General features: G+C 67.3%; 13 protein-coding genes. 5 read left to right on the top strand and 8 right to left on the bottom strand.

What is annotated here, in order from left to right; genetic code table 11:
- Positions 1 to 219: 219 nt before the first annotated feature.
- Positions 220 to 1,530 carry a carbohydrate porin gene (locus BW41_RS13490; RefSeq protein ID WP_235199766.1) on the top strand — a complete coding sequence of 437 codons (1,311 nt, stop codon included), beginning with the start codon at positions 220 to 222 and terminating at the stop codon, positions 1,528 to 1,530.
- Positions 1,531 to 1,582: 52 nt separating this feature from the next.
- Positions 1,583 to 3,352: a methyl-accepting chemotaxis protein gene (locus tag BW41_RS13485; RefSeq protein ID WP_051583495.1), complete on the top strand. Its 1,770-nt coding sequence runs from the start codon at positions 1,583 to 1,585 to the stop codon at positions 3,350 to 3,352.
- A gap of 13 nt (positions 3,353 to 3,365) precedes the next feature.
- On the opposite strand, the gene BW41_RS13480 is transcribed toward BW41_RS13485, so the two are convergent.
- The 4 genes from BW41_RS13480 to BW41_RS13465 all read right to left on the bottom strand — a co-directional run bounded on the left by BW41_RS13480 (position 3,366) and on the right by BW41_RS13465 (position 8,109).
- Complete coding sequence (locus tag BW41_RS13480) at positions 3,366 to 4,070, bottom strand: NTP transferase domain-containing protein (protein ID WP_037535033.1); 705 nt, start codon at positions 4,068 to 4,070, stop codon at positions 3,366 to 3,368.
- A complete protein-coding gene (locus BW41_RS13475) occupies positions 4,070 to 5,161 on the bottom strand; it encodes an inositol-3-phosphate synthase (protein ID WP_037535032.1) in 1,092 nt (363 codons plus the stop codon). The genes BW41_RS13480 and BW41_RS13475 overlap by 1 nt, the downstream gene beginning before the upstream one ends.
- Positions 5,158 to 5,931 (bottom strand): CDP-alcohol phosphatidyltransferase family protein, encoded by a 774-nt coding sequence (locus BW41_RS13470; protein WP_235199765.1) that lies wholly within the window; start codon positions 5,929 to 5,931, stop codon positions 5,158 to 5,160. The genes BW41_RS13475 and BW41_RS13470 overlap by 4 nt, the downstream gene beginning before the upstream one ends.
- A 129-nt stretch (positions 5,932 to 6,060) precedes the next feature.
- Positions 6,061 to 8,109, bottom strand: coding sequence for an NAD(+) synthase (locus tag BW41_RS13465; protein WP_037535030.1), 2,049 nt, complete (start codon positions 8,107 to 8,109; stop codon positions 6,061 to 6,063).
- A gap of 116 nt (positions 8,110 to 8,225) precedes the next feature.
- Between BW41_RS13465 and BW41_RS13460 the strand changes: the two genes are divergently transcribed.
- From BW41_RS13460 to bfr, 3 genes are all read left to right on the top strand, one after another.
- A complete protein-coding gene (locus tag BW41_RS13460) occupies positions 8,226 to 8,579 on the top strand; it encodes an ArsC family reductase (RefSeq protein ID WP_037535029.1) in 354 nt (117 codons plus the stop codon).
- A gap of 112 nt (positions 8,580 to 8,691) precedes the next feature.
- Positions 8,692 to 8,862: a (2Fe-2S)-binding protein gene (locus BW41_RS21865; protein WP_081793093.1), complete on the top strand. Its 171-nt coding sequence runs from the start codon at positions 8,692 to 8,694 to the stop codon at positions 8,860 to 8,862.
- Positions 8,863 to 8,968: 106 nt separating this feature from the next.
- Entirely contained in the window at positions 8,969 to 9,484 is a 516-nt protein-coding gene (gene bfr, locus BW41_RS13455; protein WP_037535028.1) for a bacterioferritin, read from the top strand.
- Positions 9,485 to 9,541: 57 nt separating this feature from the next.
- On the opposite strand, the gene BW41_RS13450 is transcribed toward bfr, so the two are convergent.
- From BW41_RS13450 to der, 4 genes are all read right to left on the bottom strand, one after another.
- A complete protein-coding gene (locus BW41_RS13450) occupies positions 9,542 to 9,937 on the bottom strand; it encodes a glycine zipper 2TM domain-containing protein (RefSeq protein ID WP_037535027.1) in 396 nt (131 codons plus the stop codon).
- Between the two features lie 72 nt (positions 9,938 to 10,009).
- Positions 10,010 to 10,657, bottom strand: coding sequence for a peptidylprolyl isomerase (locus BW41_RS13445; RefSeq protein ID WP_037535026.1), 648 nt, complete (start codon positions 10,655 to 10,657; stop codon positions 10,010 to 10,012).
- 395 nt (positions 10,658 to 11,052) lie between these two features.
- Positions 11,053 to 11,445 carry an Hpt domain-containing protein gene (locus tag BW41_RS13440; protein WP_037535025.1) on the bottom strand — a complete coding sequence of 131 codons (393 nt, stop codon included), beginning with the start codon at positions 11,443 to 11,445 and terminating at the stop codon, positions 11,053 to 11,055.
- A 117-nt stretch (positions 11,446 to 11,562) separates the two neighbouring features.
- Entirely contained in the window at positions 11,563 to 12,951 is a 1,389-nt protein-coding gene (der, locus tag BW41_RS13435) for a ribosome biogenesis GTPase Der (protein WP_037535024.1), read from the bottom strand.
- Between the last annotated feature and the right edge of the window lie 237 nt (positions 12,952 to 13,188).

The raw sequence follows: 13,188 nt of genomic DNA, 5'->3' as shown, positions 1-13,188 counted from the left end.
GTGTCGGGGATCGGGGGGCAGGGGTCAAGCCGCGAGCGTCGTCGCACCCCGTCGCACAGACTGCACCCGCCCGATCGGAGCAACTGGTTCGCAACTTCAGGAGAAGGCGGCCTATTATGGAATTAACCCATTATAAAGTTCATTAATGGAAAGTCCGCTGACGTAACGGGGGGCGGACGGATGTGGGGTAAGGTCATATGGGGTATCGCCTCCTGCAGCTTGGCCGTCGGATGCGGCGTCGGTCCCGCCGCTGCCCAGGATCTTGCCGCGGGTCCGGCGACGGTTCCCCCACCGCAGCAGCAGGAGGAGTCGCGCGGCGATTCCGGTATCCGCCTAGCGCTCGGCTATACGGGGGAGGGGGCGACCAATGTCCGTGGCGGCCTGCACCGCGACGCCGCTTATGCCGGCCAGGTCTATCTCGGCGTCGACGCTGATCTCGGACGATTGGCGGGAGTCGATGGCGGGACGCTGCATCTCGCCGTCACCGATCGCCACGGCAGCAACCTCAGCGCCATCGCGATCGGCAACAACACGTCGGTGCAGGAGATCTGGGGAACGCAGAACGTCCATCTCGCGATCCTGACGTATGAGCAGCGGCTGCTCCACGATCGCCTCACCGTCGAGGCGGGGCGGAGCCAGGCGAACCTCTATTTCCTCAATGCGCCCGTCTATTGCCAGTTTCAGACGAACTCGGCCTGCGGCAACCCGACCTTCATCTTCAAGGTCAGCAACTTCACCTACTTCCCGGCATCGAGCTGGATGGCGCGGGCGCGGCTGTCGCTCGGCGACACCGTCTACGCGCATGCCGGGGTGTTCGAGGTCAATCCCGACCGCCGTCGACCGGGCGATCACGGCATTGCCTTCGGCACCGGCGGCGCGACCGGCGTCGTCATCCCCTATGAACTCGGCATCGCCGCCGATGGCGCGAGCGTCCGCCGGCCGCATCATTATGCGATCGGCGGCTGGTTGGACCATGCCGATTACGACGACCCGCTCCGCGACGATCAGGGCGGCATCGCGATCACGAGCGGCCGGCCCGTGGCGATCCGCCACGGGCGATCGGGATGGTTCGCCCGCTTCGATCAGATGCTGACTCGGCCCGACTCGACGTCGCTGCGCGGGCTCACGCTGTTCGGCGTCGCGATGACCAATATCGAAGGGCGGACGAGCGAGACGCACTTCCTCGAACTCGGGCTGTCCTACGCCGGCCTGCTGCCGGGGCGCGAGCGCGATACGCTCGGCTTCGTCATCAACGACCAACGGTTCAGCGATCTCGCGCTTGGCGCCATGCGCGCCGCCCGTCGCACGACCGGCGGGTCCGCCGAGGTGTCGCGGCATCAATATATGATGGAACTAGACTATGGCGCGCAACTCGGCCCCGCCGTGCGCCTGTCGCCGAACCTGCAATATATCGTCCACCCCGATCAGAGCGGCGCGCCGTTCCGGCCGCGCGATATCCCCGATGCCTTGGTGCTGGGGCTGAAGTTCACCGTCGACGCGCCGGCATGGCTCGTCCGTCCGGCGCGATGATCCGTCGCCCCCTTCCCACATCCCCCCAGCGGAGCGTGACCCCGTGCGCCTCATGATCAAGACCAAGCTTCTGCTGACGTTCGGCATCGTCATCGCGCTGCTGATCGGGACCAACGCCTATAGCTACGTCAACCTGACGCTGTTCAACGACACCGTCACCGCGCTGCTCGAAGGACCGGCGGCGCGCAAGGAGCGGATCCAGTGGATCACCGAATATGAACTGCGCGCGACCCGCGGCCTCTACGACCTGATCGAGGCGCCGACCGACACGGAGCGCCACAAGGTGGAGGCGTTGAACGACAGCCACCGCCAGAGGCTCAGGACCGATACGGCCTGGCTGATCGATCATGCCGAAGACGAGACGGACCGGCAGGCGTGGCGCGCCGTCGCCGACGATATCGTGCGCTACGGGCGCGTCGAGCAGAGCGTGCGGGCGCTGCGCGATGCGGGCCGGTCGGCCGAGGCGCGCGCCATGGCCTATCAGGTCGCGCGGCCGATCACCGACGATATCGAGCGGCTGGAAACGCCGGTGTTCTACAAGCAGCGTGACGAGATGGCGGCGAGCGAGAAGGCGACCACGTCGACCTACCGGACCGCGGTGCGGCTGATCGCGGTCTTCGCGGCCGTTGCGGTGGCGCTATCGACGGCGGCGGCGCTGTGGATCGCCTTGGGGATCACGAGGGGCCTCGCGGCGCTGACGCAGGCGGCAAATGCGGTGGCGGTGGGCGACCTCGACCAGCAGGTGAGCGTCACCGGCAACGATGAGATCCGCGATCTCGTCGATACGGTGAACGTGATGACCGGCAACCTGCGCCTCTCGGCGGTCCTGGCGGATACGATCGTGCGGGGGGATCTGACCGTCGACCATCAGCCGCTGTCGAACAAGGATCGGCTGGGTCATTCGCTCGTCGCGATGGTGGCGCGGCTGCGCGCCGTGGTTGCCGAAACCACGGGGGCGGCACAGGTCGTCGCGGCCGGCACGCAGCGCCTTTCCGTCATCGCCGAGCAGGTCAGCGAAGGCGCCGTCCAGCAGGCCGCCGCCGCCGAACAGGCTTCGGCGTCGATGGAAGAGATGACCGCCAACATCAAACAGAATGCCGACAATGCGATCCAGACCGAGGCGATCGCGCGCCAGGCGTCGATGCGGACCGAGCAGAGCGGCGTGGCGGTGCAGGAGGCGACGCGCGCGATGCGGATGATCGTCGAGAAGATCAGCATCGTCCAGGAGATCGCGCGGCAGACCGATCTGCTCGCGCTCAACGCCGCGGTCGAGGCGGCGCGCGCCGGCGATCACGGCAAGGGCTTCGCCGTCGTCGCCGCCGAGGTGCGCAAGCTCGCCGAGCGCAGTCAGGCCGCCGCCGGGGAGATTTGCGGCATTTCCGCCGAAACCATCGCCGCGGCGGCGCATGCCGGCGACATGCTGACCCAGCTCGTCCCCGATATCCGGCGTACCGCCGACCTCGTCGCCGAGATCAGCGCCGCCTGCCGCGAACAGGATATCGGCTCATCGCAGATCAATGCGGCGATCCAGCAGCTCGATCTGGTGACGCAAGACAATGTCCAGGCCTCTGCCCGGATTTCGACGACCGCGACCGAGATCGCTGGAGAGGCGGCCGAGCTGGAGAAGGGCATCGCCGTCTTCAAGGTCGGCAGCTTGACGGCGCCGCCGACCGCGGACGCGACGGCCCGGACGCGGGCACAATCGCTCGTCCCCCAGCCAGCCGCGCGTACCCGCACGGACAAGGCCTTGCTGACCGCCCCGTCGGTCAGGGGGTTCAACCTGCACCTCCTCAACGACGAGGATCGGCCGCCTGCGCGCTGATCACCGGCGCCGTTCAGGCGGCGAGGCGCGTCATCCAGCCCTCGGCATGGGCGAAGGCGGGGGCGTCGTCGACGTCGAGCCAGTCGAGATCGCTGCAATCGACGATCGTCGCCGCGCCGTCTGCCGCGAGCAGGCGAACGCCCTCGGTCAGCGACGGGCTGTCGAGCGTCGCCAGCGCCGCGAAGAAGCGCTGCGACACCGCGAAGATGCCGGTGTCGTAGCAGTCGTGCGGGTGCAGTTCCTTGCCGATCGCGACGATCGCATCGCCGCGCGTCGCGACGCAGGTGACGTCGAGCGGATCGACCCAGGGATGGCCGAGCCGGCGGTCGATGCCGAGCCGCAGCCCGTCGCCCGCGCCCGCCTTGGCGAGGCGGCGATAGTGGCGCGGCTGAACGAGGTGATCGCACATCGCGAGCACCGCGCCCTCGGCGCCGATCAGCGCACGCGCCGCCAGCGCCGAAACACCGTTCGGCTGATGATAGTCGGTCATCACCGTCACCACCTCAAGCGGCCAGCTGCGGGCGGCGAGGTGCGCGGCGATCGCCTCGGCGCCATAGCCGAGCGAGACGATCGCGCGCGTCAGGCCTGCCGCCGCCATGCCGTCGAGCGCATGATCGATCAGCGCCCGCCCGGCGACCGGGCAGAGCGGCTTGAACGGCGTCACCGAACGGAGCCGGCTGCCCTGACCGGCGGCGAGCAGCAGGCCCGTGGTGATCATCAGGCGGCCTTGATGAACGCCTCGACCGCGGTCTGGGCGAGATCGTCGGTCATCTGCGTGCGCGGGTGCTTGCAGAAATAGGCGCTGGCGGGGTCGATCACGCCGGCGATGCCGCGATCCTTGGCGATCGCCGCACAACGGATCATGTCGATCGCGACGCCGGCGCTGTTGGGCGAATCCTCGACCGACAGGCGCAGTTCGAGGTTCATCGGCACGCCGCCGAACAACTGGCCCTCCATGCGCAGGAAGCAGACCTTGTTGTCGTTCTGCCACGGCACGTAGTCCGACGGCCCGATATGGACGTTGTCGTCGTCGAGCCGCTCGGCCGCGACCGACTGGACCGCCTCGGTCTTCGAGATCTTCTTGGATTCGAGGCGGCGGTGGTTCGACATGTTGAGGAAGTCGGTGTTGCCGCCGGTGTTGAGCTGATACGTCCGGTCGAGCTTGACGCCGCGCTTGGCGAACAGGTCGGTGAGCACGCGGTGGACGATCGTCGCGCCGAGCTGCGCCTTGATGTCGTCGCCGATGATCGCGACGCCGGCATCCTCGAACTTCTTCGCCCATTCCGGGTTCGAGGCGATGAAGACGGGGATGTTGTTGACGAAGGCAACGCCGGCCTCGAGCGCGCATTCGGCGTAGAATTCGGTCGCCTGCTGGCTGCCGACCGGCAGATAGTTCATCAGCACGTCGGTACCGCTCGCCTTCAGCTCGGCGACGATCTCGGCCTTGCTCGGCTGCGTGTCGTTGGCGACGATGAAGGTGCGGTCGTCCTTGTAATCCGCCATATGGTCGGCGACGCCGTCGAGCACCGCGCCCATCTTGACGAGCGTGCCGGTGGCAGGAACGTTGGCGGCGAACACCGCGGTGCAATTGGGCTTGGCGAAGATCGCCTCGGCGACGTCCTTGCCGACCTTGCGCGCATCGACGTCCCAGGCGGCGACGACCTTGATGTCGGAGGGCTTATAGCCGCCGAGCTCCCAGTGCATCAGCCCGACGAGATCGTTGGCGCCTTCGCGATAATGCTCCAGCCCCTGGACGAGCGAACTCGCGCAGTTGCCGATGCCGACGATGGCGATGTTGATGCTCTTCATGAATGACCCTGTTCGCTTGGAAAAAGAAGGGAATGCGGCGTAGCGCCGAAGACGAAGCGGCGCTCGACGCGCCGGTGGCGGTAGAGGCCGACCGCGCAGACCAGGGTCAGCGGGACGATCTCGAACCAGAAAAACAATCGCGGGTTGCCGATCAGGCAGGCGAGGCACACCGCCCAGACGCGGACGTTGGCGGTGAGCAGCGACTGGAGGCGCATCGCCGGCACTGCCGCGGCGGCATAGGCGGCACCGAAGGCGGCCCGATCCTCGGCCGCGCCGAAGCGCCGCTCGAACGGCATCGACACGCGGTCGACCGAGCCGGCGACGCTGTCATAGAGGCGGACGAGCGGCATGCCGGTCGGCACCGGCACCGCGGCGAGCGGCTCGCCGCGCGCACGGCGGTGGAAGCGCGCGCGCTCGCCTTCGTACAGGCTCGACTGGACGGCGTGGCAGCCGCCGGCGAGGATTGCCAGTACCCAGCCGCCGGTGGTGCCGATCGCGCAGGCGAGCGCGATATAGATCAACGCGAAGACACCATGGTCGCACAGCCCGTCGAGCGTGCGGCCGAGGGCGCTCGCCGTCTTGGTCGCGCGCGCGATCATCCCGTCGAGCCCATCGGCGATCAGCCAGGCGACCGAGAAGATCAGGCCGATCACCGCCGCGGCGGGCGCCGACGCCTGCGCATAGGCCAGCGCCGCGATCGTGCCGCAGCCGAGCCCGATCACCGACACCGCATTGGCGGACAGACCGTGCCGCAAGGCAAGGGGGAGCAAGGCGTGTGACGCAGGATGAATCAGATAGAGATTCGATGGGTCCTCGATCCGGCGATCGCGCGAGCCATCCCGGGGAGGCGGTGTCATCAGATCTTCATAATGCGCCCCCGGGCAAATAAAGGCAATAATTTACGGAACGTTTCGCCGCAACTCGTCGAGCCAGACCGCCGCGCTGCCGTCCGCCGGCGCGCGCCAGTCGCCGCGCGGGCTGAGCGCGCCGCCGCCGGACACCTTCGGTCCGTTGGGGATGGCGGAGCGTTTGAACTGGCTGAGCTGGAAGAAGCGGACGATGAACCGCTCCAGCCAGTGTCTGATCGTCGGCAGATCGTAGGCGACGCGCCCCGCCGCCGGAAAGTCCGCCGGCCATGCCCCCGCGGCGGCATCGCGCCACGCATGCCAGGCGAGAAAGGCGATCTTCGACGGCGCGAGCCCGTGCCGGACGACGTAATGCGCGAAAAAGTCGTTGAGGGCATAGGGGCCGATCATCGACTCGGTGCTTTGCATCGCGCCCGTCTCGGCATCGGCGGGGACGAGTTCGGGCGAAATCTCCTGGTCGAGGATCGTCGTCAGCACCGCATTGGTGGCCGCGTCATACTGACCCGTGCGGATGCACCAGCGGATCAGGAACTGGATCAGCGTCTTGGGCACGCCGCTGTTGACCGCGTAATGGCTCATCTGATCGCCGACGCCATAGGTGCACCAGCCGAGTGCCAATTCGCTGAGATCGCCGGTGCCGAGCACGATGCCGCCGCGCTGATTGGCTAGGCGGAACAGATAATCGGTGCGCAGCCCCGCCTGCACATTCTCGAAGGTAACGTCATAGACCGGCTTGCCGCTGGCGAAGGGGTGGCCCATGTCGGCGAGCATCTGGCGCGCGGCGGGGCGGATGTCGATCTCGGCGCCGGTGCAGCCGAGCGCGCGCATCAGCGCCCAGGCATTGCTCTTGGTCGTGTCCCCGGTCGCGAAGCCGGGCAGGGTGAAGCCGAGGATGTCGCTGCGCGGCCGACCGAGCCGATCCATCGCCTTGGCGGCAACGATCAGCGCATGCGTCGAATCGAGACCGCCCGAGACGCCGATCACCAGCGTCTGCGATCGCGTCGCGGCGAGCCGCTTCGACAGCGCCTCGACCTGGATGTTGAAGGCCTCGTAGCAATCCTCGTCGCGCCGGCTGGGATCGTTGGGGACGAAGGGGAAGCGGCGGATCGGCCGCTCCAGCCCGCTGTCGTCGAGGCTGGGCCGGTGGCTGAAGCCGATGCGGCGGACGCGCGTCTCCGGATGGCCGGAGGCGATCGCGGCATCGTTGAACGTGCCGGTGCGCAGCCGCTCCTGGACGATCCGTTCGCCATCGACGTCTGCGACGGTGAGCTCGGCCGCCTGGACGAAGCGCTGCGATTCGGCCAGCAGGTCGCCGCATTCGTAGATGAAGCCCTGACCGTCCCAGGCGAGATCGGTGGTGCTCTCGCCCGGCCCCGCGGCGGAATAGACATAGGCGCAGGCGGTGCGCGCCGATTGTGCCGCGGCGAGCAGCATCCGCTCGCGCCCCTTGCCGATGACGATGTTGGAGGCGCTGAGATTGCAGCAGATCGTCGCCCCGGCGAGGGCGCCAATGGTGGAAGGCGGCGTCGGCGCCCAATAATCCTCGCAGATCTCGGCATGGACGACGAAGCCGGGCAGATCGTCGGCGGCGAACAGCAGGTCGGTGCCGAACGGCACGTCTTCCTCGCCGAGCCGGATGGTCAGGCCGGTGAGGCCGAGGCCGGAGGCGAACCAGCGCTTCTCGTAATATTCGCGATAATTGGGCAGGAAGGTCTTGGGCACGACGCCGAGGATGCGGCCGCGATGCACCGCCACCGCGCAATTGTAGAGCCGCCCGTTGCGGACCAACGCCGCGCCGACGAGCAGCAGCGGCGCGAGGCTCGCGGTCTGCTCGGCGAGCGCCAGCACCGCCTGTTCGCTGGCGCGCTGCTGCGCCGCCTGCAGGTGAAGATCGTCGATCGCATAGGAGGTCAGGTTGAGTTCGGGAAAGACGACGAGGTCGACGCCGCGCGCATCGGCATCGGTCGCCGCTGCCACGGTCGCGGCGAGATTGACGGCGACCTCGCCGACGCTGGCGATCGGTGTCGCGGCGGCGACGCGGACGAGCTGGTGACGGTGGATCGAGAAGAAGGCGTCGGTCATGCTGCACTGCTAGCCCTGAAGGGAGAAGGGTGCCAGCCGCGCGAACGCGCCGGGTCGGGAGGCGATCCGGGCCGATCAGCCTCGCCCTCGGCTGACCCGCCGGCTAAGGGCGACCGATGACGACGCTCTACGGCATCCGCAATTGCGACACGGTGAAGAAGGCGCGGGCCTGGCTCGACGGCGCGGGCATCGCTTACGCCTTCCACGATTACAAGACCGCCGGCATCGACGCCGCGCTGCTCGAATCCTGGCTCGCGCGGCTCGGGTGGGAGGCGTTGCTCAATCGCGCGGGGACGACCTTCCGCGCTCTGCCCGATACCGACAAGGCCGGCATCGACTCGGCGCGCGCGGTCGCGCTGATGCTGGCGCAGCCGTCGATGATCAAGCGTCCGGTGTTCGTCCACGACGCGATTCTGCTCGTCGGCTTCAAACCGGCGGCGTGGCAGGCGGCGCTGACGCCGGAATGCTGAGCCGGCGCCGCGGCATTGCGGCGAAGCGTGCCGGCACGACTGCGAATGATTAGCATTACACTTGCGACCGTCTCGCATTAGCTCCATAAGCACGGCTGAGCGAGGAGCATCCATGGTCGTCTGTGTTTGCAATGCGATACGAGAGTCCCAGGTTCGGGAGGCGGCCCGCAACGGCTGTCGCACCGCCTGCCAGGCCTATCAGTCGCTCGGCTGCCGCGCGAAATGCGGCCAATGCGTGCTGGTAGCGCGAGCGATTATCGACACCGAACGCGCTGCTGCCTGACGTTTGCAACGCAAAAAACGGCGGATTTCTGCGGTTTTTTGGCTTGTCGTCCGCCTCGGTCGCCGCCTAGATCGCCGCCATCGGCAACCATGGTGGAGTTTGGACGATGAAGGGTGAACCGCGCGTCATCGAATTGCTCAACGAGGCGCTCAGGAACGAGCTGACCGCGATCAATCAATATTGGCTACACTATCGCCTGCTCGATCACTGGGGCGTCTACAAGCTCGCCCAGTATGAGCGGATGGAATCGATCGACGAGATGAAGCATGCCGACTGGCTGTCGGAGCGCATCCTGTTCCTCGACGGTCTGCCCAATTTTCAGCTGCTCGGCCGGCTGCGCATCGGCGAGACGGTGGAGGAGATCCTCCGCTCCGATCTGGCGATGGAGCAGGAGGCGGTCGTCCAGCTCAAGGGCGCGATCGCCTATTGCGAGGAGGTCAAGGATTTCGTCAGCCGCGATCTGTTCGCGCGCATCCTCGCCAGCGAGGAGGAGCATGTCGATACGCTCGAACGCCAGTTCGAGATGATCGAGCGGATGGGGGTGCAGAATTACGTCCAGCTCAATTCGATCAGCGAGCACGATTCGCCCAAGGCGGGCGCCGCACCGCACCTCAACGGCTGATCCGGAATGAAGACGACCCCGCGGCAAGCCGCGGGGTCGTTCTGGATTCTGCCATCTTTAGCGGCAGCGGACCTTGCCGCGATCGACCGAGCGGCCGAGCAAGGCGCCGCCGCCTGCGCCGAGCAACGTACCGAGCGTGCCGCCGCCGACGAGATTGCCGAGCACCCCACCGCCGACCGCGCCGACCACCAGACCGGTGGTGCCGTCATTGCGGCGGCAATAGGCGCGACCGTCCTGGCCGCGATAGATACGGTCGTTGCGGCCGAGGCGACGCTCGCGATAGCGGCCCTCACGATACGAATCGGAGGGGTTCCAATTGCCGTCGCGATCGCCCTGCCAGCGGTAATCGTTCCGCGCATTGTCGTAACGGTCGCGTTGCGCCGCGGCGGGGGTCGCGGCGATCGGCGACACCATCGCCACGGTGGCCAGTACGGCCAGGAACCCGGTCTTCATCGTTACTCTCCTAAAAGACTAGGCGGGATAACCGGGGGCGAGGCATATGGTTGCAACCGGGGCTGATCTGCCTCAGTGCGCCGGTCGATCGCGCGTCTTGACGAGCCACGGCTTGACCAGCCCGGTCGGGTGCGGCGTGCCGTTGAGGCGGCGCGCGGCGATCAGCCGCACCGGCTTGAGCAGCAACTGCCCGCCCATGCCGCCGCCGGTCGGCAGCGCCAGGATGCGCTTGATGACCGGCATGCCCGAGACGACGTGGCCGAAGGCGGCATAACCCGGATAGTCGCCCTTGGCGTCCATGCTCGGCATCGCGCCGACGGTGATGAAGAAATTGCCGCCCGCCGATCCCGCCTCGGCGCGCCGCGCCATCGAGATCGTGCCGTCGACATGGCGCAGCCCGGTCATCGCCGTGGTTTCGAGCGGGAAGGGCGGCAGGATGCGCCGCGCATCGGTGCGGATGCCGCCCTGGATGAAGCCATAGCTCGGCGCGCTGCGGTTGCGAGCGGACCGATAGAAGCTCATCCCGTCGAACCGCCCGTCGTCGACATAGCCGAGGAAGTTGGCGACCGTGCGTGGCGCGTGCCGGGCATCGAGCGCGAGCACGATCGGCCCATAAGGCGTGTCGAGCCGGACGCGCACCATCGCGGGTTCGCGTGGTGCGGCGGCGGGGGTTGCGGTGGCAATGCCGAGGGTTGCGAGCAGGGCGAGGGGCAGGCGCATGCCCGCTTCGCTAGGCGGCGCGCGGCGCGGACACAACCGGGGAGAGGCAGGCCAAGGCCAACGATTGCGATAAACGAAACCTCAATTGCGTCTTTTGCAATTGCGAAGCATCGTGCTGCGATGCACAAAGACCGTGCCTTTCAGGCATCCTCTCCTAAAAACTTTCCGGCCGGTCGCAAGACCGGCCTTTTTTTTGGCCGCGACATGGCGTATTCGTTTTTTGCCTAAAACGCGCCGTCAACGAAATATACGGAGCGGAGCCAGCCGGTCAGACCGGCACCGGCGCGGTTATGGGCACGGGGGATCGAGTCGCGCGGCGGTGACTCTCCCCCGTATCGAGTTCGAGAATTTTCCAGCAGGGTGAACTTCGTCTCTGAGACGACCCTTGCCGCCCCTCACACCTTCCGTCCGAATCCCCCTGGTGCCGGCCGTCGCGGTGCCACCGGGGCGGCTTCCCGCTCCAGCAACGCGAGCGTCTCGAAGAACAGCGGTCGCAGCTGCACCACTAGTTCCAGCGCTTCCTCGCACGTGTCCTGCCGCTCGACGCAGTCGCGCGCCATCTCCTCGATCTGCTCGGCGAGGGTGGCGAGCGGTTCGGCGCCGAACTGCCGCGCCTCGCCTTTCAGTGTATGCGCCGGGATGACCATCGCCGCGGCGGTGGTGGTGCGCATCGCCTGTTCGATCGCGATCACCGACTTGACGCCGTCCTCCCGGAAATAGCCGAGAATGCGCACGAAACCGGTTCCGAGTTCGGCGCGTGCCTGCGCGTACACGGCCCAGTCGATCAACGTGCTGCCAACGAACGACACTGATTTCTCCCCGCAACCCGTGGGCACACCCCTGCCGGTCTCGCATCGGAGTAAGGCAAAGCCGTAAACATCACGTTGCCGCGCGGGGCGGCCGGTCTAATCCTTGGTGTCGAACGGGTTCTTCGGCGCGCGGAACGTCATCCGCACCGGTACCGCGCCAAAGCCCAGTTCCTTGCGCATCGAATTGACCAGATAGCGTTCGTAGCTCGCCGGCAATTGGTCGACGCGCGTGCCGAAGACGACGAAGCTCGGCGGCCGCGTCTTGACCTGGGTGACGTAGCGCATCTTGATCCGCTTGCCGCCGGGGGCAGGGGGCGGATTGGCCTCGATCGCCTTTTCGAACCAGCGGTTCATCTCGCCGGTGCCGACCCGCTTCGACCAGGCGTCGCGGACCTCGAACGCCGCCTGCATCAACTGGTCGATGCCCTTGCCGGTCGCGGCGGAGACGGTCATCACCGTCACGCCCTTGACCTGCGACAGCCCGTCCTCGAGCGCGCGCTTGACGCCGTTGAACAGCGACGAGGCATTCTCCGCGACGTCCCATTTGTTGAGCGCGATGACCAAAGCGCGCCCCTCTTCGAGCACCTTGTCGGCGATGCGCAGATCCTGCGCCTCGAGGCCAAGCGTCGCGTCGAGCAACAGCACCACCACCTCGGCGAAGTCGACCGCGTGCAGCGCATCGGCGACCGACATCTTCTCGAGCTTGTCCTGCACCTTGGCGCGCTTGCGCATGCCGGCGGTGTCGATCAGCCGGACCGGGCGCGGCTCGCCATGCGCACCGCGGCGCGGGTCGCGCCACAGCCAGTCGACCGCGATCGAATCACGCGTGATCCCCGCCTCGGGGCCGGTGATCATCCGGTCCTCGCCGAGCATGCGATTGATCAGCGTCGACTTGCCGGCATTGGGGCGGCCGACGATCGCGAGCTTGAGCGGCGCGTCGACGCGGTCGTCGTCCTCCTCGTCGAGCGCGATCTCGGCGAGCGCCTTTTCGATATGCGGCAGCAGCGCCTCGAACAGCTCGGCCATGCCCTCGCCATGTTCGGCGGACAATTGCACCGGATCGCCGAAGCCGAGGCTGAGCGATTCGAGAATGCCCTGTTCGCCGGCCCTGCCCTCGGCCTTGTTGGCGGCGAGGATCACCGGTGTCTTCGACGAGCGCAGCCAGCGGCCGATCTCCTCGTCGAGCGGGACGATTCCGGCGCGCGCGTCGAATAGGAACAGCGCCACATCGGCCTGGCCGATCGCCGCCTCGGTCTGCAGCCGCATGCGGCCAGGCAGCGTCTGCGCGTCATGATCCTCATAGCCGGCGGTGTCGATGACGCGGAAGTCGAGGCCGATCAGATGCGCATCGCCCTCGCGCCGATCGCGGGTGACGCCGGGCCGATCGTCGACCAGGGCGAGTTTCTTGCCGACGAGGCGGTTGAACAGCGTCGACTTGCCGACATTGGGACGGCCGACGATCGCGACGGTGGGAATACGGGACATGGTTGCGCCTTAGAAGACCGGCGCGGAAATTACCAATGTTCGCCGGGCGGGTGGCGTCACCGGCGCGGCGAGGGTGTGTGCGCCGACCGCCTCGTTCGCCGAGAGGATCAGTATTCCCGCGCAGGCGGGAATCCAGTGGCCAAACAGACCATCGGCTGGCGGCAAGAAGAACACCGGGCTCCCGGCTGGGCGGGAGCACAGACATGACCGTCGCAATTCTCCCCACCCGTTCGGGAT

Origin of the sequence: Sphingomonas sp. RIT328 (assembly GCF_000632225.1) — a bacterium.
GTDB lineage: Bacteria > Pseudomonadota > Alphaproteobacteria > Sphingomonadales > Sphingomonadaceae > Sphingomonas > Sphingomonas kyungheensis.
Note: the sequence above shows the minus strand (reverse complement) of the source record. Positions and strands in the feature narration are given on the sequence as shown.